Raw genomic sequence first — 20,827 nt, 5'->3', positions numbered from 1 at the left:
CCCATGACAGCTTCTGTCGAAACCATGTCCTCGTCTCCGACCACGGTAAAGGCGCTGACCTCCGCCCGTGGCGTCGAGGCATGGCACGTCGAGTCCGACGTGGTTCCGCTGATCGCCGTTTCCTTCATTTTCGAGGGAGGCTCGGCGCACGATCCCGCGGACAAGCCCGGCGTGGCGCAGATGCTCGCACGCCTGCTCGACGAAGGGGCAGGCGAGTACGATTCCGATGCCTTCCAGGAGCGCCTGGCCGCCCATGCGATCGAGCTGTCGTTCAATGCGGGCAATGATGCCCTCGGCGGCTCCCTGAAGACGCTGGTCAAGCATGCGGACGAAGCCTTCGAGCTGCTGCGCCTTGCGCTCGCCGAGCCGCGCTTCGATCAGGATTCCATCGAGCGCGTGCGCGCCCAGACCATCGCGGGGCTGAAGTACCAGCAGAACGATCCGGGCGTCATGGCGACGCGCCGCTTCTTCGAGGACGGCTTCGCCGGCCATCCCTACGGGCGTCCGACCTCGGGCACGCCCGAGAGCATCGCGGCGATCACCCGCGACGACCTGATCGCCATGCACAAGGCGATCATCGCCCGCGGGCGCGTCAAGATCGCCGTGGTCGGAGCCATCGGAGGCGACGATCTCTCCAGCCTGCTCGACAAGGTGTTCGGCGCCCTGCCGGACGCCAAGCCCCTCGGTCTCATCGAGCCCGCCTCGCTGCAGAAGCTGGGTTCGCGCATCGTGGTCGATCTCGACGTGCCCCAATCCGTCATCCGCTTCGGCATGAACGGCATCGCCTGGCGCGATCCGGGATTCATCCCGGCCTACGTGCTCAACCACATCCTGGGCGGCGGCGCGTTCACCTCGCGCCTGTTCCAGGAGGTCCGCGAGAAGCGCGGCCTCGCCTACAGCGTCGGCACCTCCCTCGTGAGCTACCGTTCGGCCAGCATGACATGGGGCTACACCGCCACCAAAAACGAGCGCGTCGTCGAGGCCCTCGACGTCATCACCGACGAGATGGCGAAGCTGACGAGCGAAGGCCCTTCCGACGAGGAGCTGCAGAAGGCCAAGGATTATCTCACCGGTTCCTACGCCCTCGGCTTCGACACCTCGACGAAGATCGCCCATACCCTGGCGCAGATCGCCTTCGAGGGCCTCGGCATCGACTACATCGCCCGCCGCAACGGCCTTGTCGCGGCCGTGAGGCAGGCGGACATCCGCAAGGCCGCCGCGCAGATCTTCGGCGACGGCAAAATGCTCACCGTGATCGCCGGCCGGCCCACCGGCGTTTGATCGCCACGCCGTCACCGGGCTTGTCCCGGTGATCTCGATCCGAGGGGCGCGGCGCTCCAGACCCGCCTTCGGAGGCAGACGCTTCAGGCCTGTTGCGACGGCCCTAGCCTCGGGCTCCTCTCTGCCCTAATCTTTCGCTCCTGCTTTGAACGAGTCGGAGTACGCCCATGGCCCTGCAGCAATCGATCGATCTTGCCCTTGACGTGAATATCGGGGAAGGCGGTCTGCCGCAGGCGGCGCTCGACGATGCGCTCGGGCTCGTGGGCGAGGCCATGAAGCGCCTCGCAGAGGACGATGCGTCGGGCCGGCTGCCGCTTCTCCACATGCCGCGCACCACCGACGATCTGGCGGACATCCGTGAGGCGGCCGCGTTCCTGCGCGACGATGCGACCGACGTGGTCATCCTGGGCGTCGGCGGATCGAGCCTCGGCGGACAGACCCTGGCGCAGCTGAAGGATTACGCGGTGCCGGGCACGGGCCGCTTCACCGAGAGCCCCCGCATCCACTTCCTCGACAACCTCGATCCGATCACCTTCGACCGCATCCTGCACAAGCTGCCGCTCTCCTCGAGCAAGTTCGTGGCGATCTCGAAATCCGGCGGCACGGGCGAGACGCTGATGCAGACCATCGCGGTCCTCACGGCCCTGGAGAAGGCCGGCCTGCGCTCCCATCCCAACGATCTCTTCCTCGGCCTGTCCGAGCCCCGCAAGGACGGCGGCAAGAACGCCCTTCGCGATCTCCTCGAGCCGGAGGGCGTGCGCTTCCTGGAGCATCACACCGGAATCGGCGGACGCTACTCGGTGCTGACCAATGTGGGGCTCCTGCCGGCCGCCGTGCTCGGCCTCGACGTCGAAGCCATCCGCCAGGGCGCGGCCGACGCCTACGCGCCCTTCCGCAGCGGGGCCGCGGCCAAGGACGCGCCGGCCGCCCTCGGCGCCGCGCTCAACGTGGCGGCGGCCAAGGCCGGCAAGGGCATCGCGGTCACAATGGCCTATGCGGACAGGCTCGAGCGCTTCACGCGCTGGTGGGTGCAGCTCTGGGCCGAGAGCGTCGGCAAGGACGGCAAGGGCACGCAGCCGGTCGCCGCCATCGGTCCGGTGGACCAGCACAGCCAGCAGCAGCTCTATCTCGCGGGCCCGAACGACAAGCTCTTCACGGTGCTGACCACCGGCGTCGCCGGGAAGGGGCCCGTGATGGATGCGTCCCTGGCCAAGCGTGCGGGTCAAGCTGCGTTCGCCGGCAAGACCATCGGGGATCTGGTGGCCGCTCAGGGCCGTGCCATGGCCGACACCTTCGCCAAGAACAGCCGTCCGACTCGCCAGATCCATGTCGAGACCCTGAACGAGCGCACCCTGGGCGAGCTTCTCATGCATTTCATGCTGGAGACGATCCTGGCCGGCTACGCCATGGGGGTCGACCCGTTCGATCAGCCAGCAGTCGAAGAGGCCAAGATCCTGGCCAAGGAGTATCTAGCGCAGGGCTAGAGAGCGTAGGAGCACGAGTCCCGTCCTGCCATCCTCCCCGTCGTGGCCGGCCTTGTGCCGGCCATCCCGATCCGGGAAGACGCGGCGCTTCAGACAAGCGGGATCACTGGGACAAGCCCGGTGATGACGAGAGGGCGTTCAGTCCCGCAACGAGATCCGGAAGCCACGGATCCGGAGGCCGCGCAGCGGAGCCCGCGACGGGGGCCGAAGAGAGCAGGGGAATAACGTCGCGCGTTCTGGTTTCCGCCGCCTTCAGCCCCTATCTTCCCCTTGTCGAATCCGGAGCCCGGACGTCCCGCATGCCTGTTCGCCGCCTCGATCCCATCCTCGTCGACCGCATCGCTGCGGGCGAGGTCGTCGAGCGCCCGGCCGCGGCCGTGAAGGAACTCGTGGAGAACGCGGTCGATGCTGGCGCGACCTCGATCGAGATCGCCGTCGAGGCCGGCGGGCGGCGCCTGATCCGCATCGTCGACGATGGTCGGGGCATGACTCCGGAGGATCTCGAGCTCGCGGTCGAGCGCCATGCCACCTCGAAGCTTCCGGACGGCGACCTGTTCTCCATCAACACCCTGGGTTTCCGGGGCGAGGCGCTGCCGTCCATCGGGGCTGTCGCGCGCCTGTCCATCGTGACGCGAACAGCGGAGGCGGAGACCGGCTCCTCCATCCTGGTGGAGGCGGGCGTGAAGGGGCCCGTGCGCCCGGCTCCCGCCTCGAAGGGAACCCGGGTCGAGGTGACGGATCTGTTCTCCGCCACGCCGGCGCGTCTCAAATTCCTGAAGAGCGACCGCTCGGAAGCGCAGGCGGTGGCCGAGATCGTCAAGCGCCTCGCTGTCGCGCATCCGACGATCCGCTTCACCCTGTCGGGCGAACACCTGACCGCCTTCACCTGCCCGCCGGAGGAGCCCGGCGAACACGGATTCCTGCGCCGCCTCTCCCGGGTGCTCGGAGCCGAGTTCCATGAAAACGCCATGTCCATCGGGGTCGAGCGCGAGGGCGTGCGGCTCACCGGGTTCGCGAGCCTGCCGACCTATCACCGTGGCACCGGAACGGCGATCCACTTCGTGGTCAACGGCCGGCCGGTGCGCGACAAGCTGCTGCTCGGCGCGGTGCGCGGTGCCTACGCAGACGTGATGGCCTCCGACCGCCATCCGGTGCTCGCCATCATGATCGATCTCGATCCGCGCGCGGTGGACGTCAACGTGCATCCGGCCAAGACCGAGGTGCGCTTCCGCGATCCGGCCTTCGTGCGCGGCTTCGTGGTCGGCGCGCTGAAGGAAGCGATCACCCGCTATTCGTTTCGCGCGTCGTCCACGGGCGGCGCGCGCGCGCTGGAGAGCCTGCGCCCGCAAGGCGCGCTGCCCATGCGCCCATCCTACCCGCACCGCACGCATGCGATCCGGCCCACCAGCGCCTTCGCCAATTGGCAGGCGCCGCTCGATGCGCCGGAGCGACCCTCTGCGCCCGCGTCCGGCTTCGCGGACAGGCAGGCGAGCCTGTCCGATCTGTCGGTTCCTTCCGCCGACAGCCGCGCGGCGACCCATGAAGTCGAGCCCGAGGCCGGGGAGGCGCCTCTGGGCGCCGCCCGCGCGCAGCTGCATGGCACCTATATCGTCGCACAGACCCAGGACGGCATCGTCATCGTCGATCAGCATGCGGCTCACGAGCGCCTGGTCTACGAGCGCCTCAAGCGTGAGCGCGCCTCGGCGGGCATCGCCCGTCAGTTGCTGCTGATTCCCGAAGTGGTCGACCTCGATCCCGTGGATGCGGACCGGGTGCTGGCGGAGGCCTCGTCTCTGGAAGGGCTCGGCCTCGTGGTCGAACCCTTCGGCCATGGTGCTCTGCTCGTGCGCGAGGTGCCGTCCGCGCTTGCGGGCGGTCGCATCAAGGCGCTGGTGCAGGACGTGGCCGACGCGCTGGCGGAATGGGGGCAGGGGGCTGCGAGCCCGCTGGAGGAGCGTCTCGACGCGGTGCTCTCGCGCATGTCCTGCCACGGTTCGATCCGGGCGGGGCGGCGCATGCGGCCCGAGGAGATGAACGCCCTGCTGCGCGAGATGGAAGCGACGCCGCTGTCCGGCCAGTGCAACCACGGCCGGCCGACCTATGTCGAACTCAAGCTGACGGATATCGAGCGCCTGTTCGGACGGCGCTAGCGCAGCGCGCGGAAAAGCGCCCCCTTTTGGATCCGATGATCGAGGGAACACGGACCCGGTGCGTGGGCGTTTTCAGCATAGGCGTGACGATGTGCCGACCGTGCGGTGCCCCGGCGCCTTGTCGGCCCCGGCCCTTGCATCGGGCTGACGTCCATCGCAGGAGCGCGAGCGGCACCATTTTTCTTCAGGCCGGCCCTTTGAATCAGGAGAATGGCAATGAAGGTCTCAAGAATCGTTGGTCTCTCTCTCCTCGGCGCGGCACTGGCGGTCGGTGGCGCCGTCGCGCAAGGCAAGAAGTGGGAAACCGTCAAGATTGCGACGGAAGGTGCCTACGAGCCGTGGAACTTCACCGGTCCCGGCGGCAAGCTCGAAGGCTTCGAGATCGACCTCGCCAACGAGCTGTGCGCCCGCATGAAGGTGAAATGCGAGATCGTCGCCCAGGATTGGGACGGCATCATCCCGGCACTCACGGCCAAAAAGTACGACGCCATCATGGCCGGCATGAGCATCACCGACGAGCGCAAGAAGACCATCGATTTCTCGAACCCCTATGCGGCCGGTCCCAACGGCTTCCTCGTTTCGAAGGATTCCCCGCTCGCCAAGATGCCCGGGACGGGCCAAGCCTTCAACCTGTCGACCCAGCAGGCGGCGGCGGAGAAGGCGATCGCCGACCTGAAGCCGCTCCTGAAGGGCAAGACCATCGGCGTTCAGACCTCGACCATCCACTCGAACTTCGCCGACAAGTACTTGAAAGACGTGGCCGAGATCCGTGAGTACAAGACCACGGAGCAGCACGACCTCGATCTCGCGGCCGGCCGCATCGACGCGGTGCTGGCGGACGCGACCGCCCTGGGCGGAACGCTGCGCAAGCCCGAGTTCAAGGACTTCGCCATCGTCGGGCCATCGATCACCGGCGGGCTGCTCGGCCCCGGCGTCGGCGCGGGGATGCGCAAGGAGGACGCCGATCTGAAGGCCATGTTCAACGAGGCGATCGCGGCCGCGAAGGCGGACGGCACGATCAAGAAGCTGTCCGAGAAGTGGTTCAAGATCGACATCACGCCGACGACCTGAACGGCGTTCCGATCCGACGCGACGGTGTTCGATCAGACCGTGGTGCGATAGAGCTTGAGATCCTTGCGCGCCGGCTTGGACGCGAGATGCGCCGGCATGGCGGCCTGGTCGAGGCAATCGGCGAAGCTCAGCCCGTCGGCGGCTTCGCCGGCCGGTGTCATGTCGGCCTCCTCGGCGCTGAACGCGATGCCGGCGAAATCGCCATGCCGCCAGCAGACCCGGGCGCGGCGCACCTGCAGGTCATGAGCCGCGATATACAGCTCGAAGGTTTCCGGCAGGTCCGTGTGCCGCTTGACCGCGATCCTGGCTCCGCCGGTCGAGATGTCCTTCACCGTGCAGGAGATCATCGCCTCGGGACCCAGCATGATCTTCGCCGGGTGATGCGTGGGGAAGCGCCTGGCTTGCCGACGATTATCGAGAGCGGTGACGGGAACCATGGAGGTGACCTTCGGTCAAATGGCCAACGAAGCTTGGCTTTAACCATTTGTTAACCGACTTCTCAAGTCCCTCCGAAGGAGTAGTCCCCCGGAAGCTGGGGCTTTGCCCCGTATTCTGTGGAGAAAGGGTGCCGTGTCGGCGCGCGCCGGGCTCGGTCGGCCACACGCGATCATGCCCAAGTCGAGGGTGGAGGGCCAGACCCGAGGGGACTTTCCCCCTCGGGCCCGGGCCTCGGCTGTGGATTACCGGGACGGGCCCTTCCGCTCGGCCGAGGCCGCCCAGATGTTCAGGTTGCCCTCGCCGGCATATTGGTCGATCTCGGCGAGCTCGTCGGCGGTAAACGATGGATTCTTGAGCGCGCCGACGCAGTCGACGACCTGTTCGGGGCGACTCGCCCCGATGAGCGCCGAGGTGACGCGTCCGCCACGCAGGACCCAGGCCAGGGCCATCTGCGCCAGGGTCTGGCCGCGCCGTTCGGCGATGCCGTTGAGGCCCCGGATGCGGGCGATGTTGTCATCATTGATGAAGCTCGTGCGCAGGGACTTGCCCTGGGCGGCGCGGCTCTCCTCGGGAATGCCGTTGAGGTATTTCGTCGTCAGCATGCCCTGGGCCAGGGGCGAGAACACGATCGACCCCATGCCGAGGTCCTCGAGCGTGTCGAGCAGCCCGTCCTCCTCGACCCAGCGGTTGAGCATGGAATAGCTCGGCTGATGGATGATGCAGGGGGTTCCGAGTTCGCGCAGGATGGCGAGCGCCTCGCGGGTGCGCTGGCTGTTGTAGGACGAGAGGCCGACATAGAGCGCCTTGCCCTGCCGCACGGCCGAGTCGAGCGCCAGCATGGTCTCTTCCAGGGGCGTGTCCGGGTCGAAGCGGTGGGAGTAGAAGATGTCGACATAGTCGAGCCCCATGCGCTTGAGGCTCTGGTCGAGGCTCGAGAGCAGATATTTGCGGCTGCCCCACTCGCCGTAGGGGCCGGGCCACATGCGGTAGCCGGCCTTGGTGGAGATCACGAGCTCGTCGCGCAGCCCATGGAAGTCGTTGCGCAGGATCTCGCCGAACAGGGTCTCGGCCGAGCCCGGGGGAGGGCCGTAATTGTTGGCGAGGTCGAAATGCGTGATGCCGAGATCGAAGGCCGTCCGGCAGATCTCCCGCGCGGTCGCGGTCGACTTGTCTTCGCCGAAATTATGCCAGAGCCCGAGCGAGATCGCCGGCAGCAGAAGCCCGCTGCGGCCGCACCGGTTGTAGAGCATCTCGTCGTAGCGGTTCTCGGCGGGCAGGTAGGCCATTGAATTCTCCGGGCATGTTCTGTGTCGGGCGTGAACAGGTTGATACCTGTGTCGTGCTGGGGGCAAATCCAGTTGCTCACGAAAATCGCGTGATGACGCTGATGCCGAGCCCCTCGAACCGGTCCATGGCCATGAGCGCGGCAGGCGCCTCGTCGAGCCCGATATGCCGGCCGACGAGTTGCTGCGGCGTCAGCTTGCCGGTCCGGATCATGGCCATCATGTCCTGGTAGCGGAAGGCCTGCATGCCGTGGCTGCCGTAAATCTCCAGCTCGTGCGCGATGACCTGCGCCATCGGCACCTGAGCGCGGGCGTGCTCGCCCACCATCAGGCCGACCTGCACGTGACGCCCACGGCGGCGCAGGTTCGCGATGGAGTTGAAGCAGGTCGCCGGGTGACCGAGCGCATCGATGGACACATGCGCGCCGCCCTTCGTGATCTCCTTCACGGCCCCGACCACGTCCTTGCCGTCGCGCGCATTCACCGTCGCCACGGCTCCCATCGTCCTGGCGAAGGCGAGCTTCTCGTCCGTGAGATCGATGGCGATCACGTTCGCCCCCATGGCGGACGCGATCATGATGGCCGACAGGCCTACGCCGCCGCAGCCGTGCACGGCCACCCATTCGCCGGGCTTCACCCGGCCCTGGTCGACGATGGCGCGGAACGACGTGACAAAGCGGCAGCCGAGGCTCGCCGCGGTGGCGAAATCGAGCTCGTCGGGAAGGGCGACGAGATTGGTGTCGGCGTAATCGACCGCGACGTATTCCGCAAACGAGCCCCAGGCCGTGAAGCCCGGCTGGAACTGCTGCTCGCAGACCTGGTGATTGCCGGAATGGCATTCATGGCAATGGCCGCAGCCGCCGACGAACGGCACCGTGACGCGGTCGCCCTTCTTCCAGCGCGTGACTTGGCGACCGGCGGCCAGCACCGTGCCGGCGAGCTCATGCCCCGGCACATGCGGCAGCACCACGTCGGGATCGTGCCCCATCCAGCCGTGCCAGTCGCTCCGGCACAGGCCCGTTGCCTCCACCTTGATCACAACGCCTTCCGCCGAGGGCGTCGGATCCGGTACGGTCTGCACGCGCGGCGGCTGGCCGAACTGCTCGAAGAGAACCGCTTTCATGATGGAGCTTCCTTCACGACCGAGAGGAAAAGGCGGTATAGCGGGCGGCCCGTGAGGGAGCAAATGCAGGATTGCGTGCGGCCTGCTGAAGGTTAAGCGCGGTACCGCCCGAACACCACCTTGGTCTCCCCGTAGTCCCGTCGCTCGATCTCCTCGAAATCGTCGGGCAGCGTCACCTCCACACCTTGCGCCTCCTCGACGATCACGAGCGCATCGGGCACGAGCCAGCCACCCTCGGCGCAGGCGCGCAGGGCCTTCGGCGCGAGGTCCCGGCCGTAGGGCGGATCGCAGAAGACGACCGAGAAGGGCGCGTTTGGAGCGGCCTCGCCCATGCGGGTGGCGTCGCGGCGGAAGAGGCGGGTCGCGCCGCCGGCCCCGAGAGCCTCCACGTTCTCGCGGATGATGCCGCGCGACTGCGCCCCGTCGTCGACGAAGAGCGCGAAGGCGGCGCCGCGTGAGAGCGCCTCAAGGCCCAGGGCGCCAGTGCCGGCGAAGAGATCGAGCACGCGCGCTCCCGCGATGGGATCGTCGTAGCCGTGCTGGAGGATGTTGAAGAGCGTCTCGCGCAGGCGGTCCGAGGTCGGCCGGATGGCGTCCGAGCTCGGTCCCTTGAGCGAGCGGCCGCGCCAGCGCCCGCCCACGATTCTCATCGTCTAGCCCTCATCAGCGGCGGCCGCGCGGACCGCCCTTGGAACCGCCGCCTTTGAAGCCGCCTTTGGAGGCTCCACCCTTGGACGCCCCGCCCTTGGAGGCACCCCGGGGACCACCCTTGAAGCCGCCGCCCCGAGGACCGCCGCGCGAGGGTGCATCACCCCGTGGCGGACCGCGACGGGGGCGATCGTCGTCGCCGCGGGCGCGGAACGGCCGGTCGCCCTGAGGCTTGCGCGGACGGTCGTCGTCGCCCTCGCGGGCGCGGAAGGGGCGCTCGCTCTGACGGGCGCGGGGACGATCCTCGCCGCCCTCGACCCGAGCCCGGAAGGGTCTGTCGCCGGCGGGGCGACGCGGACGCTCGTCGTCGCGCCGTGCCGGACGTTCACTGCCTTCGCGGCTGCGGCGAGCCGGCGCTGCGTCGCGGTCGTCGCGACGGCGGGGACGATCCTCGCCGGCAGCGGAGCCGCGGCGCCCGCGCGGCGCAGGCGCTTCCTCGTCCTCGGCCTGCCGCACGAGGCGCTCCACCACGACCTTGCGGCCTTCGCGCGACGCAATCGCCCCGACGCGCTCACGCTCGCGCTCGCCACTCGCCGCGCGCGCCTCCTTCGGATCGGTGCCCCGGCGCGGGACCCTCCGGCGCGGAGCGTCCTCGTCCGTCTCGCCGGCCCGCCACACGCTCGTCTTCACATCGAGGCGGGAGGGGCGCTTCCTGGGCTCCTCCTCGTCGCGCTCGAAACGGTCGGCGCCACGGCCGCGCGACGGGCGCTCATCGTCGTCACGGCGACGGCGCGGGCGTTCGTCGTCCCGGTCGCGGCTGAAGCGCGAGGGACGCTCGCTGCGCTCCTCCCGATCCTGCTTCTTCGGAGAGCCGAAAGGCGCGATGGGCTCGCGCACCGGGCTCTCGAAATCGACGCCGGCCTCGGCCGCGAGCGCCTCGCCGAGCTGATCCTTCAGCACCTTGGTGCGCACCTCCTCGACGAGGCCGACCTCGAGGTCGCCGAGCTGGAACGGACCGAAGGACATGCGGATCAGGCGGTTCACCTGCACGCCCATGTGTTCGAGAATGCGCTTGATCTCGCGGTTCTTGCCCTCGCGCAGGCCCATCGTGATCCACGCGTTGTCGCCCTGAATCCGGTCGAGGCGGGCCTCGATCGGACCGTAGTCGATGCCGTCGATGCTGATGCCGTCGCGCAACTTGTCCAAGTCTGCCTGATTGATCTCGCCGTGGGCGCGCACCTTGTAGCGGCGCAGCCAGCCGGTGTCCGGATGGGCGATCACGCGGGCGAGGCCGCCGTCGTTGGTCAGGAGCAGGAGGCCTTCGGTGTTGATGTCGAGCCGGCCCACCGCCACCACACGGGGCAGGTCCTCGGGCAGGTTATCGAACACGGTCGGCCGGCCTTCCGGATCCCGGGCCGTGGTCACGAGGCCGCGCGGCTTGTGGAAGAGCCACAGGCGCGTGCGCTCCTTGGCGGGCAGGGGCTCCCCATCCACGGTGATCCTGTCCGCCGCCGTCACGTTGACGGCAGGGGATTCGAGCACCGTGCCGTTGAGGGTGACGCGGCCCTCGGCGATCAGCACCTCCGCGTCGCGGCGGGATGCGATGCCGGCACGGGCGATCACCTTGGCGATCCGGTCCTCGGTAGGCTCCTGAGGCTCGGCCTGCACCTCGGGGCTGGTCTCGCGGGTGCGGCGCGGACGGTCCTCACCGGCGCGGTCGAAGCGGCGCGGGCGCTCATCGCCGGAGCGGCCCCGGAATGGCTTGTCCCCTGCGCTGCGGGCACGGAACGGCTTGTCGCCGCCCTCGCCGCGGGGTCGGAAGGGTTTCTTGTCTCCGCCCTCGAAGCGGCGGGGACGCTCATCGTTGTCGCGGCTGCGGAAAGGCCGGTCAGCTCCTTCTCCGCGCGGGCGGAACGGCTTGTCGCCGTCGCGGCTGCGGAAAGGCCGGTCGCCTCCGTCACGCGGCTTGCGCGGGCGGTCGTCGTCGCCGCGGGCGCGGAAGGGGCGCTCGCCGCCCTCGCGGGATTTGCGGAAGGGCTTGTCACCGGAGGTGCGGCCACGGTCGGAGCGTCCCGAGGAGCGGCCCCTGCGATTATCGTCGTTGCTGTCGGTCATGGGAGCCTGATAGCAGAGGAGTGTCAGAGAAGCGAGGACTAAGGAGCGAACCGATTGACGGATAACGCCGATCTGGAGCCGCTTGATCCGGTAAAACCGGATCCCATGAGCGTGGCCTTCGACGAGGCCCGGGCCGCCGCCGCGCGCGGGGAGGTGCCGGTAGGAGCCGCCATCGTCAGGGATGGCCGCATCGTCGCGTCGGCAGGGAACCGTCCGCGGGAGCTGCGCGACCCGTCCGCCCATGCCGAGATGCTCGCCATCCGTCAGGCTTGCGAGGCTCTGGACGACGAGCGGCTCACGGGCTGCGATCTCTACGTCACCCTGGAGCCCTGCACCATGTGTGCGGCCGCCGTCTCCTTCGCCCGCATCCGGAGGGTTTATTATGCGGCCTTCGATCCCAAGGGGGGCGCGGTCGACAACGGCGTCCGCTTCTTCGACCAGTCCACCTGCCATCACGCCCCGGAGGTCTATGGCGGCATTCGCGAGAGCGAGGCGGCGACGCTGTTGAAGAGCTTTTTCGAAGGAAAGCGTTAGAGCGCTCGCCAAGCCCGCGACGACGAAGACGCCCTGGGCGGACAGCGCCGCCCTGGCGCATCAGGCGGACGGGTGGGGCGATCCTCGGCCCGGAGCCTAGGCCGCCAGAAATGCCTGCAGGGCTTCCAGCGTCGCGCCCGGATTCTCCTCCGCCACGAAGTGGCCCGACGTCACGCCGATGCCGGTCGCTTTGGGCGCGAAGCTCTTGTGCCAGATGTCGAGCGGCTGCTTCCTGTCGCCGACCGGGCCGCTGACGAGATAATAGTCGCTCCAGATCACGTAGGTCGGGCATTGGATCGTCTTGCCCGCGGCGAGATCGGCCTCGTCGGCCTCGATGTCGCGGGTGGCTCCGGCGCGGTAGTCTTCGCAGAAGGCGTGGATGCGGTTGGGTTCGTTGCAGCTCTGCCAATAGGCGTGCAATGCGCGGGGATCGAAGGCGCCGAGATCGCCGGCGCCCGACCATTGCCGCATCAGCCCCTCGAAATAGGGAATCGGATCGCGCTCGATCTCTTCTTCCGGCTTCGGGTAGGCTTGCGAAAGATAGCCCCAGTGCGCCTCCGGCACCTTGCCTGTCCGCATCTGCTCCCACACATGGTAGGTCGGCAGGATGTCGAGGAGGGCGAGGCGCTCCACCCGACCCGGATGGTCGAGAGCCAGCCGATAGGCCACGCGGGCGCCGCGATCGTGCCCGGCCACGGCGAAATGCACGTGTCCCAGCGCTTCCATTACCTGGACGACGTCCCGGCCCATGGCACGCTTCGAATAAGTCTCGTGCTTCGCGTCGCCCTTCGGGGCCGACGACCAGCCATAGCCGCGCAGATCCATGCAGACGACCGTGTAGGTCTCGGCGAGCGCCGGCGCGAGGTGGTGCCACATGGCATGGGTTTGGGGAAAACCGTGCAGCAGCACCAACGGCTTTCCCGTCCCCTTCGAGCGCGCGAAGATTCGGCCGATCTCGGTGTCAATCCAGTGGCTGTCGAAACCGGGAAAGAGATCGTCGCTCATGGATGGCTGCTCGCTGGTTGCAATCACGAATGCTCCAGGAAGCTAGAGCATTTGCCCGCGAATGGGATGAAAAAGCTTAGCAATAAAAGGGATTACAACTATGAGTGGATAACATTCCGCATCGTCATCCCTCGATGGAATCAATTCATGCTCACTCCCCCTCGCGCTCCACCGCGCGCCAGCCGATATCCTTCCGGCAGAAGCCGTTCGGCCACTCGATCCTGGCGACAGCCTCGTAGGCCTTCCTCTGCGCGTCGGAAATCGTGCGTCCGAGCGCAGTGACGTTGAGCACGCGTCCGCCATTGGCAACGATCCTGTCGCCGTCCTGTTTCGTCCCCGCGTGGAAGACGATGACATCGTCGAGCGCTTCGGCCTTGTCGATGCCCCGGATCTCCGATCCCTTCTCGACCGAACCCGGATAGCCCTTCGCGGCCATCACGACAGTGAGCGCCGCCTCATCCGCCCATTGCAGGGAGATGCTGTTGAGAACGCCATCGCAGGCGGCAAGCAGCGCCGTCACGAGATCGGATTTGAGGCGCGGCAGCAGAACCTGCGTTTCAGGATCGCCGAGGCGGGCGTTGTATTCGATGAGCTGCGGGCCGTCTCCGGTGAGCATCAGCCCTGCATAGAGGATGCCCGTATAGGGCGTGCCGCGCGCCTTCATGCCGGCCAGGGTCGGCTCGATGATCTCACGCATGGCGCGGGCCTGGAGCTCCGGCGTCATCACGGCCGCCGGCGAATAGGCCCCCATGCCGCCGGTGTTGGGGCCCCTGTCCCCGTCGAAGACGCGCTTGTGGTCCTGCGCCGTGCCGAACGGGATCGCGTGCGTGCCGTCGCAGAGCGCGAAGAAGCTCGCCTCCTCGCCCTCGAGGAAGGCCTCGATCACGACCTCGGCGCCGGCTGCGCCGAGGCCGCCGCCGATCATCATGTCGATAGCCTCTTCGGCCTCTTCGAACGAGGTCGCGACCACCACGCCCTTGCCGGCGGCAAGCCCGTCCGCCTTGACGACGATCGGCACGCCGTAACTGCGGGTATAGGCCTTCGCCGCCTCCGCGTCGGTGAAGCGGCGGTAGGCGGCCGTCGGGATGCCGAACTCCGCGCACAGATCCTTGGTGAAGGCCTTGGAGCCTTCGAGCTGGGCAGCCGCCTTGCTCGGTCCGAAAGCCTTGATGCCGGCGGCCGCGAGGTCGTCTACGAGGCCCGCCACCAGGGGAGCCTCGGGACCGACGACCACAAAATCGATCTTCATGACCCGGCAGAACTCGATCACCGCTCCATGGTCGGTTACGTCGAGCACCACATTGGTTCCGTGCTGCGCCGTGCCGGGATTGCCCGGAGCGACGAGGAGCTTGCCGCACAGAGGGCTCGCCGAGAGGCTCCTGGCCAGAGCATGCTCGCGTCCGCCGGATCCGATGAGAAGGATGTTCATGGCCTCGAGCCCTCCCTGATGACGTTTGGGCTCTTAGCGCCTGTGGGCTGCTGCGCCTAGTCTCGAAGTGCGGATCCGGGGCCCGATCGACGGGCGCGGCGAAATGCACAGGGGATAGCTCGCCATTGTGAAGGCCTGTTGCGCCGCCGCCCTTGGCAGGCCCAGGGCGGAAAGATTAGGTTCACGGCATGTTCGCAGCCAAAGCTCCCTCCAATGCTCCCGAATGGTCGGTCTCCGATCTGGCGGGCGCCCTCAAGCGCACCCTCGAGGATGCGTTCGGCCATGTCCGCCTGCGGGGCGAGGTCTCGGGCTATCGCGGCCCCCATTCCTCGGGTCATGCCTATTTCTGCCTGAAGGACCAGAACGCCCGCATCGACGCGGTGATCTGGAAGGGGGCCTTCGCCAAGCTCAGGATCCGCCCCGAGGAGGGGATGGAGGTCATCGCGACGGGGCGTATCACCACCTTCCCGGGCTCGTCCAAGTACCAGATCGTCGTCGAGTCCCTGGAGCCGGCCGGCATCGGCGCCCTCATGGCGCTGCTGGAGGAGCGGCGCCGCAAGCTCAATGCGGAAGGGCTGTTCGCCCAGGAGCGCAAGCGCCGGCTCCCCTTCCTGCCGCGGGTCGTCGGGGTCGTCACCTCGCCGACCGGGGCGGTGATCCGCGACATTCTTCACCGTCTGGAGGACCGGTTCCCGCGCCGTGTCCTGGTCTGGCCCGTGCGTGTGCAGGGCGAGACCTGCGCGGCCGAGGTCGCGGCCGCCATCCGGGGCTTCAACGCCCTCGAGCCGGGCGGACCTGTTCCGCGGCCGGACGTGCTGATCGTGGCCCGCGGCGGCGGCTCCATCGAGGACCTTTGGGGATTCAACGAAGAGATCGTGGTGCGGGCGGCGGCCGAGAGCGGCATCCCGCTCGTCTCGGCGGTCGGGCATGAAACCGACTGGACCCTGATCGACCATGCGGCCGACATGCGGGCGCCGACGCCCACGGGCGCCGCCGAGATGGTGGTGCCGGTGCGGGTCGAGCTCATGGCTGCCGTGAACGACCTGTCTCGGCGCCATGTGGAAGCCGCCCTCCGCCTCGTGGAGCGCCGCCGTTCGGACCTGCGCGCCACGGCCCGCGCGCTTCCCAGCCCCGAAGCCCTGGTCTCGCCCAAGCGCCAGCGGCTCGATCTTGCCGCCGCCAAGCTCTATCCGGCGCTCGCCCGCAATGCTCGCGGCCACGAGGAGCGGCTGCTCAAGGTGGCGCGACAGCTTGCCCACGTCTCGCCGGTGGCCAATGTCGCCCGCATGCGCGCCCGGCTCGATGCCGTGGGGCCGCGCCCTCACAACGCGGTCTGCCGCTCCATCCTCCTGCGCGAGGAGAGCCTGAAGCAGGTCGGCCGCCGCCTGGTCGTCTCCCGAGAGACGCTGCTGCGCGCCGAGCGGACGCGCCTCGCCCAGGCTCATGAACTCGCGCAACGGGTCGCCGAGCGCCTCGGCCCGGCGCTGCAGGGGCAGATCGCCCGCAAGGGCGACAGGCTGGAGGCCGTGTCCAAGCTCTTCGACAGCCTGAACTACAAGTCGGTGCTCAAGCGCGGCTTCGCTCTCGTCCGCGATGCGGACGGTCAGCCCCTCAACTCGGCGGATGCGGTGCTGGACGGCCAGGCGCTCGTGCTCGAGTTCGCCGACGGTCGGGCGGACGCGACCGGCGGCCGGATCGGCACACGGCCGAAGATGGCCAAGCCCAAGCTCGTGGTCGCAGAGGAGCAGGGCGCCTTGTTCTGAACGGGGATTGGAAATCCTCTCCGGGCCTGCTTATGTGAAGGACAGCGCAACGCATTCCTCGATGTCATCGATGTTGAACAAGATCGAACGCAGCGGCGGCGAAGCCGTCGTGCAATATCTCGACAGCAACCTCCGGGTCGTGAAGCCCGGGGCCTATGTGCGCTGCGCGGTGACGGGAGTCGCGATTCCCCTCGACGAGCTGAAGTACTGGAGCGTCGAGCGGCAGGAGGCCTATGCCTCTCCAGAAGCGGTGATGATGCGCATTACCGGCGGGAAGGGCCCTCAGACGTAGCGCCGCCGTTCAGGCGCCATGCAGGCGCCTTTCATTGATGCGGCGCAGGAGCAGGTTTCGCAGCCCGGTCTCGTCGTCGATTCGAAGGCGGACCGGCACGATCATCAGGTCCGGCCAGGGCTTGGCATCCTTCACGGCTCCGACCCGCGCACGATCCTTCTCCGTCGTCACGGCCTGAAGCCCGCGTTCCGCTGCCTCGCGGCGCAGAGCCGTGAGCTCGGACGCCGTGTAGCGATGATGGTCGGGAAAGGAACGAGCCGCCTCGACGAGTGCGCCGCAGCCCCGCAGGGTCTCGAAGAATTTCTCGGGGCGCCCGATACCGGCAAAGGCGAGCACTTTCCGGCCCTTGAGAGACCTTGTGGTCTCCATCGGCGGTTCGAGCCTCGCCATAAACACGCGCTTGTCGCGCCGCTCCGCCTCCTCGGCGATCCGGCGCCCCGGCTCTCCCTCGCCGATGACGAGAACCGCATCTGTCTTGGGCCATTGCGCGTCCATGACGGCGCGCAGGGGGCCTGCCGGCAGGGGCAGTCCGTTGCCGATTCCGGTTGCCCCGTCGACGACCGCAATGGCGCAATCCTTGATCAGCGAGGGGTTCTGAAGTCCGTCATCCATGATGACGACCGTCGATCCGATCTCATGAGCCAACCGCGCTCCCGCGGGGCGGTTTCGGGACACGATGGTCTGCGCTGTGCCCGAGAGCAGGATGGGTTCGTCGCCCACGTCCCGGGCCGTATGCTCCGTCCGGACCTGCACCGGGCCGGGCAGGGAGCCGCCATAGCCGCGGGACAGGAAGGCCGGGCTCTCGCCGGCGGCATCGAGGATCCTTGCCACGGCCAGGGCTGTCGGCGTCTTGCCGGCGCCGCCGACGGTGAAGTTGCCGATGCAGATGACGGGAAGATCGGCCCGCTCGCCCGGCCGTTGCATCCGCCGTGCGGCGACGGCGGTGTAGAGAAGGCCTGCCGGACGCAGCAGCTCGGCCTGGAACGATGGGGAAGGCGCCCACCAGAAGCGCGGCGCCCGCATCAGCGGCGCGCCCCCAGTTTCGCCTGCACGATGAAGGGCTCGACCGATTGCATGGTCCGGTCCACAGCGCCGCCCAGGGCCTGCACGGCGTCTCCGGCCTTGCGGGCCATGTCGCGCGTCAGAGCCGCGTTGTTCAGCAATTCGTTGGCGGCCCGGGCCAGGGTGGCGCTGTCCTTCACCATCACGGCGCCGCGCGACCGATCGAGGGCGTCGTAGATCTCGGCCGCGGTATGGACATGAGGGCCGTGCAGGATGGCAGCGCCGAGCTTGGCCGGCTCGATGGGATTGTGGCCCCCGATCGGCACCAGGGTTCCGCCCATGAGAACGATGGGCGAGAGGCGGTAGAACAGGCCCATCTCGCCGATCGTGTCGACCACGTAGACGTCCGTGGCGCGGTCCGGGTGAATGCCCTCGGACCGTCGGCTCGCCCGCAAGCCTGCCTGTCCGGCCAGACCGGCGACCTCCGGGCCGCGATGGGGATGACGCGGCGCGATGATGGTGAGCAGGTGAGGGTGTCGGGCCGCCAGCGCGCGATGCACCGCGATGATCGCGCTTTCCTCGCCCGGGTGGGTGCTGGCCGCAAGCCAGACCGGGCGCCCGGCGATCAGCCCCGAGAGATGCGCCACCACGCGCGGATCGGCCGGCGGGGGAGCCGCGTCGAACTTGATGTTGCCGGTCACGATCACCCGGGGGGCGCCGAGCCTCGCCAGCCGTTCGGCATCCTCGGACGTCTGGGCGAGGCAGAGGGCGAAGCGCTCGAGAAGGCCCCGGATGATCCCCGGCATCTTCTGCCAGCGCCGGTACGATCGATCGGACATCCGGCCATTGACCATGACGAGCGGGATATCTCGCTCCGACAGCGACATGATCGTGTTCGGCCAGATCTCGGATTCGGCAATCAGGGCCAGATCGGGCTGCCAGTGGTCCAGAAACCGTCTTATATAACGTGGCACGTCGAGCGGAACAAACTGGTGCAGGGCCCCGGGTGGAAGGCGCCGAGCGATCAGGGACGCGGAGGTCTTGGTCCCCGACGTGACGAGGACCGCAAGGCCACGCTGTGTCATCCGCTCCACGACCGGCAACAGAGACAGGGTCTCTCCGATGCTGGCGCCGTGAACCCAGATCAGGTGGCCCTTGGGCCGCTGCCGGCTCGGATAGCCCTGGCGCTCGCCGAGCCGCGTCCGGTCCTCGCGGCCCTTGTGCTGGCGCCAATAGAGGAGACCCAGCACAGCCGGCTCCAGGACGGACACGGCCGTGCGGTACGCCTTGAAGATGATCGGGAAGCTCATGCCCGGGAGCCTCCCATGAGCACGGAACTGGGCTTCGCGCCCGGATCCTTCGACCCCACAAGATCATAGGCGCGCGCATGCACCCGGTCGAGTTCCCTCTCGACGGCTCTTCTGAGGGATTCCAGCGTCTCTCCGTCCGCATCGCGCGGCACCGGGACCGGATCCCCGAGCACCATGGCGCCGCGGCCGAAGGGCAGGCCGATGCTCGCCTTGTCCCAGCTGTCGAAATCGATGCGGCGGCTGGTGACGACGGCAACCGGCACGATGGGGCGTCCCGACAGTTGGGCGAGAGTCACGATTCCCTGACCGCAGACCCGCGAGATCTTCGGGATGTCGGCCGTCATCACGACCATCTCCCCGTCGCCCAGTGCCCTGAGCATGGCCCGCATGGCCTGAGCCCCGCCCTTCTTGCGGATGTCGCGGCCGCGGGCACCGGAACCCCGGATGGCCCGCACCCCCAGATGGCGCAACGCGATGGCGTTGAACTCGCCGTCACCCGAGCGGGAGACGAGGCTTGCGGCCTTGTCCTGCGGCCTCCTGGCGAAGTGGATCATGAAATGCTGACCGTGCCACATGGCGGCGATCACGGGCATTTCGATCCGGTCATAGGCATCCGCCGGCTCCATGACGAACCGGTTCGTGCGCTGCACGAGTTTGAGATAGCCCGCGACGAGAAGACCCAGGACTTCCTGGACCGCTCGAGACCGGATGATGCGCTTGACGAGGCCCATGGTGACAGGAGGGATCAGCCGTTCTGCGGATCCAGCAGGCGGTGGAGGTGGACGATGAAGTAGCGCATCTGCGCATTGTCCACAGTCGCCTGCGCCTTGGCCTTCCAGGCCATGTGGGCGCTGGCGTAGTTCGGGAAGATTCCGACGATGTCGAGCTTGGAAAGATCCTTGAAATCGACGGATTCGAGACTGTTGAGCTCGCCGCCGAAAACCAGGTGCAGGAGTTGCTTGCCAGGCGTGTCGGTCATGGTGATAGGGCTCTTCTGAAGAGGGTTGGACGGATCGGTGGTAATACGAGCCGACGGTGTTCAGGCTCTCATGGCCCCAATAGCACGAGGATGCAACTGTGACGCAACGGCAATCATCTCACCATGCACGGGATGGGGACTGTTGTAGGTCGCGGTCGAACCGTCGAGCTCGGTCAGGCGTCCGCCCGCCTCCTGCAGGATGAGGTCCGCAGCGGCGATGTCCCAATCCTGGGCATGGGCTGAAACGAGTCCGACATCGATGGAGCCATCGGCGACCCGGGCCAGCCTGAGCGCCAGGGACGGCACTTTGGGCAGACGCTCCACCGGACCCATGTGGCGTTCGAGCCGGTCCACGAGGGGCTTGGGGCCCGCGACCCGGGGCGGCGGGACTCTGCCGGCCGCCGGCAATTGCAGCCTCTCGCCGTTGCACCAGGCTCCTTCGCCGAGCCTTGCTTCATAGAGACGCTCGTGGGCCGGAGCGTAAAGGACGCCGAGCACGGGCTTCCCGTCCCGCACCAGGGCGATGGAGACGGCCCAGTCCGGGTGGCCGGACGCAAAGGCCCTCGTGCCGTCGATGGGATCGACGATCCAGACATGGCTCTTCTCGAGGCGCGCCGGGTCGTCGGCGGTCTCCTCGGAGAGCCAGCCGGCCGCGGGAAACAGCCCGGAAAGATGGCCTTTCAGGAAGGTGTCGAGGGCGATGTCCGCCTCCGTCACCGGGGAGCTTTGCCCCTTGTACCAGAGCTTGGCCGCCGTCTGGGCGCCGGAGCGGAAATAGGGCAGGGCCAAGTCCCCCGCCCGGCGGGCAGCCTCGCGCACGGCAGGTGCGAGGGACGGGATGGAGAGGGGTGAGGAAGACGGCATCGAGCCTGAGATGGGAACCATGGGCAGGAGATACCATATCCCGCCTTCCCAAACCT

19 protein-coding genes are annotated in these 20,827 nt (G+C 68.0%); 7 read left to right on the top strand and 12 right to left on the bottom strand.

All coding sequences use genetic code 11. The features are described from left to right. Positions 1-3 precede the first annotated feature (3 nt). From HPT29_RS19975 to HPT29_RS19960, 4 genes are all read left to right on the top strand, one after another. On the top strand, positions 4-1,281 hold the full coding sequence (locus HPT29_RS19975) for a M16 family metallopeptidase (RefSeq protein ID WP_173948816.1): 1,278 nt from the start codon (positions 4-6) through the stop codon (positions 1,279-1,281). A 167-nt stretch (positions 1,282-1,448) separates the two neighbouring features. Further along, the gene (locus HPT29_RS19970) at positions 1,449-2,765 is read left to right on the top strand and encodes a phosphoglucose isomerase-related protein (protein WP_173948817.1); all 1,317 of its coding nucleotides are present in this window, start codon (positions 1,449-1,451) and stop codon (positions 2,763-2,765) included. A 299-nt stretch (positions 2,766-3,064) separates the two neighbouring features. Continuing rightward, positions 3,065-4,915: a DNA mismatch repair endonuclease MutL gene (gene mutL, locus HPT29_RS19965; protein WP_173948818.1), complete on the top strand. Its 1,851-nt coding sequence runs from the start codon at positions 3,065-3,067 to the stop codon at positions 4,913-4,915. Between the two features lie 216 nt (positions 4,916-5,131). Next, positions 5,132-5,986, top strand: coding sequence for a transporter substrate-binding domain-containing protein (locus HPT29_RS19960; protein ID WP_173948819.1), 855 nt, complete (start codon positions 5,132-5,134; stop codon positions 5,984-5,986). Positions 5,987-6,018: 32 nt separating this feature from the next. Here HPT29_RS19960 and HPT29_RS19955 read toward each other — a convergent pair whose 3' ends face one another. From HPT29_RS19955 to HPT29_RS19935, 5 genes are all read right to left on the bottom strand, one after another. Next, complete coding sequence (locus HPT29_RS19955) at positions 6,019-6,423, bottom strand: PilZ domain-containing protein (protein ID WP_173948820.1); 405 nt, start codon at positions 6,421-6,423, stop codon at positions 6,019-6,021. Between the two features lie 243 nt (positions 6,424-6,666). Then, positions 6,667-7,710, bottom strand: coding sequence for an L-glyceraldehyde 3-phosphate reductase (mgrA, locus tag HPT29_RS19950; RefSeq protein WP_173948821.1), 1,044 nt, complete (start codon positions 7,708-7,710; stop codon positions 6,667-6,669). 76 nt (positions 7,711-7,786) lie between these two features. After that, positions 7,787-8,830 (bottom strand): zinc-dependent alcohol dehydrogenase family protein, encoded by a 1,044-nt coding sequence (locus HPT29_RS19945; RefSeq protein WP_173948822.1) that lies wholly within the window; start codon positions 8,828-8,830, stop codon positions 7,787-7,789. A gap of 92 nt (positions 8,831-8,922) precedes the next feature. Beyond that, on the bottom strand, positions 8,923-9,480 hold the full coding sequence (gene rsmD, locus HPT29_RS19940) for a 16S rRNA (guanine(966)-N(2))-methyltransferase RsmD (protein WP_173948823.1): 558 nt from the start codon (positions 9,478-9,480) through the stop codon (positions 8,923-8,925). 13 nt (positions 9,481-9,493) lie between these two features. Continuing rightward, entirely contained in the window at positions 9,494-11,593 is a 2,100-nt protein-coding gene (locus HPT29_RS19935) for a pseudouridine synthase (protein WP_173948824.1), read from the bottom strand. Positions 11,594-11,698: 105 nt separating this feature from the next. Between HPT29_RS19935 and HPT29_RS19930 the strand changes: the two genes are divergently transcribed. Beyond that, complete coding sequence (locus HPT29_RS19930) at positions 11,699-12,127, top strand: nucleoside deaminase (RefSeq protein ID WP_173948900.1); 429 nt, start codon at positions 11,699-11,701, stop codon at positions 12,125-12,127. Between the two features lie 96 nt (positions 12,128-12,223). Here HPT29_RS19930 and HPT29_RS19925 read toward each other — a convergent pair whose 3' ends face one another. After that, the gene (locus HPT29_RS19925; RefSeq protein WP_173948825.1) at positions 12,224-13,132 is read right to left on the bottom strand and encodes an alpha/beta fold hydrolase; all 909 of its coding nucleotides are present in this window, start codon (positions 13,130-13,132) and stop codon (positions 12,224-12,226) included. Between the two features lie 151 nt (positions 13,133-13,283). Then, positions 13,284-14,561, bottom strand: a complete 1,278-nt coding sequence (gene purD / locus HPT29_RS19920; protein WP_173948826.1) for a phosphoribosylamine--glycine ligase — start codon at positions 14,559-14,561, stop codon at positions 13,284-13,286. 188 nt (positions 14,562-14,749) lie between these two features. Between purD and xseA the strand changes: the two genes are divergently transcribed. Next, positions 14,750-16,324, top strand: coding sequence for an exodeoxyribonuclease VII large subunit (gene xseA, locus HPT29_RS19915; protein ID WP_173948827.1), 1,575 nt, complete (start codon positions 14,750-14,752; stop codon positions 16,322-16,324). A 70-nt stretch (positions 16,325-16,394) separates the two neighbouring features. After that, on the top strand, positions 16,395-16,616 hold the full coding sequence (locus tag HPT29_RS19910) for a DUF2093 domain-containing protein (protein WP_173948828.1): 222 nt from the start codon (positions 16,395-16,397) through the stop codon (positions 16,614-16,616). 9 nt (positions 16,617-16,625) lie between these two features. Here the strand turns inward: HPT29_RS19910 and lpxK are convergent, their stop codons facing one another. The 5 genes from lpxK to HPT29_RS19885 are packed head-to-tail and all read right to left on the bottom strand — an operon-like array spanning position 16,626 to position 20,771. Next, positions 16,626-17,639, bottom strand: a complete 1,014-nt coding sequence (gene lpxK, locus HPT29_RS19905; RefSeq protein WP_173948829.1) for a tetraacyldisaccharide 4'-kinase — start codon at positions 17,637-17,639, stop codon at positions 16,626-16,628. Further along, complete coding sequence (locus tag HPT29_RS19900) at positions 17,639-18,928, bottom strand: 3-deoxy-D-manno-octulosonic acid transferase (RefSeq protein WP_173948830.1); 1,290 nt, start codon at positions 18,926-18,928, stop codon at positions 17,639-17,641. The genes lpxK and HPT29_RS19900 overlap by 1 nt, the downstream gene beginning before the upstream one ends. Next, on the bottom strand, positions 18,925-19,659 hold the full coding sequence (locus HPT29_RS19895) for a lysophospholipid acyltransferase family protein (protein WP_173948831.1): 735 nt from the start codon (positions 19,657-19,659) through the stop codon (positions 18,925-18,927). Before HPT29_RS19895 ends, HPT29_RS19900 begins: the two co-directional genes overlap by 4 nt. Before the next feature lie 14 nt (positions 19,660-19,673). Beyond that, the gene (locus tag HPT29_RS19890) at positions 19,674-19,907 is read right to left on the bottom strand and encodes a DUF4170 domain-containing protein (protein WP_173948832.1); all 234 of its coding nucleotides are present in this window, start codon (positions 19,905-19,907) and stop codon (positions 19,674-19,676) included. A 60-nt stretch (positions 19,908-19,967) separates the two neighbouring features. Next, on the bottom strand, positions 19,968-20,771 hold the full coding sequence (locus HPT29_RS19885) for an inositol monophosphatase family protein (RefSeq protein WP_173948833.1): 804 nt from the start codon (positions 20,769-20,771) through the stop codon (positions 19,968-19,970). Positions 20,772-20,827 lie beyond the last annotated feature (56 nt).

The sequence above is a fragment of the Microvirga terrae genome (assembly GCF_013307435.2).
Taxonomy (GTDB): domain Bacteria; phylum Pseudomonadota; class Alphaproteobacteria; order Rhizobiales; family Beijerinckiaceae; genus Microvirga; species Microvirga terrae.
Note: the sequence above shows the minus strand (reverse complement) of the source record. Positions and strands in the feature narration are given on the sequence as shown.

Excerpts from the sequence above, each read along its gene's own strand:
- HPT29_RS19960 (WP_173948819.1), top strand. The coding sequence starts at position 5,132 with ATGAAGGTCTCAAGAATCGTTGGTCTCTCTCTCCTCGGCGCGGCACTG.
- HPT29_RS19890 (WP_173948832.1), bottom strand. The coding sequence starts at position 19,907 with ATGACCGACACGCCTGGCAAGCAACTCCTGCACCTGGTTTTCGGCGGC.
- HPT29_RS19885 (WP_173948833.1), bottom strand. The coding sequence starts at position 20,771 with ATGCCGTCTTCCTCACCCCTCTCCATCCCGTCCCTCGCACCTGCCGTG.
- HPT29_RS19975 (WP_173948816.1), top strand. The coding sequence starts at position 4 with ATGACAGCTTCTGTCGAAACCATGTCCTCGTCTCCGACCACGGTAAAG.
- mutL (WP_173948818.1), top strand. The coding sequence starts at position 3,065 with ATGCCTGTTCGCCGCCTCGATCCCATCCTCGTCGACCGCATCGCTGCG.
- HPT29_RS19910 (WP_173948828.1), top strand. The coding sequence starts at position 16,395 with ATGTTGAACAAGATCGAACGCAGCGGCGGCGAAGCCGTCGTGCAATAT.
- lpxK (WP_173948829.1), bottom strand. The coding sequence starts at position 17,639 with ATGCGGGCGCCGCGCTTCTGGTGGGCGCCTTCCCCATCGTTCCAGGCC.
- mgrA (WP_173948821.1), bottom strand. The coding sequence starts at position 7,710 with ATGGCCTACCTGCCCGCCGAGAACCGCTACGACGAGATGCTCTACAAC.
- HPT29_RS19925 (WP_173948825.1), bottom strand. The coding sequence starts at position 13,132 with ATGAGCGACGATCTCTTTCCCGGTTTCGACAGCCACTGGATTGACACC.
- xseA (WP_173948827.1), top strand. The coding sequence starts at position 14,750 with ATGTTCGCAGCCAAAGCTCCCTCCAATGCTCCCGAATGGTCGGTCTCC.
- HPT29_RS19945 (WP_173948822.1), bottom strand. The coding sequence starts at position 8,830 with ATGAAAGCGGTTCTCTTCGAGCAGTTCGGCCAGCCGCCGCGCGTGCAG.
- HPT29_RS19935 (WP_173948824.1), bottom strand. The coding sequence starts at position 11,593 with ATGACCGACAGCAACGACGATAATCGCAGGGGCCGCTCCTCGGGACGC.
- rsmD (WP_173948823.1), bottom strand. The coding sequence starts at position 9,480 with ATGAGAATCGTGGGCGGGCGCTGGCGCGGCCGCTCGCTCAAGGGACCG.
- HPT29_RS19970 (WP_173948817.1), top strand. The coding sequence starts at position 1,449 with ATGGCCCTGCAGCAATCGATCGATCTTGCCCTTGACGTGAATATCGGG.
- purD (WP_173948826.1), bottom strand. The coding sequence starts at position 14,561 with ATGAACATCCTTCTCATCGGATCCGGCGGACGCGAGCATGCTCTGGCC.
- HPT29_RS19900 (WP_173948830.1), bottom strand. The coding sequence starts at position 18,928 with ATGAGCTTCCCGATCATCTTCAAGGCGTACCGCACGGCCGTGTCCGTC.
- HPT29_RS19955 (WP_173948820.1), bottom strand. The coding sequence starts at position 6,423 with ATGGTTCCCGTCACCGCTCTCGATAATCGTCGGCAAGCCAGGCGCTTC.
- HPT29_RS19930 (WP_173948900.1), top strand. The coding sequence starts at position 11,699 with ATGAGCGTGGCCTTCGACGAGGCCCGGGCCGCCGCCGCGCGCGGGGAG.
- HPT29_RS19895 (WP_173948831.1), bottom strand. The coding sequence starts at position 19,659 with ATGGGCCTCGTCAAGCGCATCATCCGGTCTCGAGCGGTCCAGGAAGTC.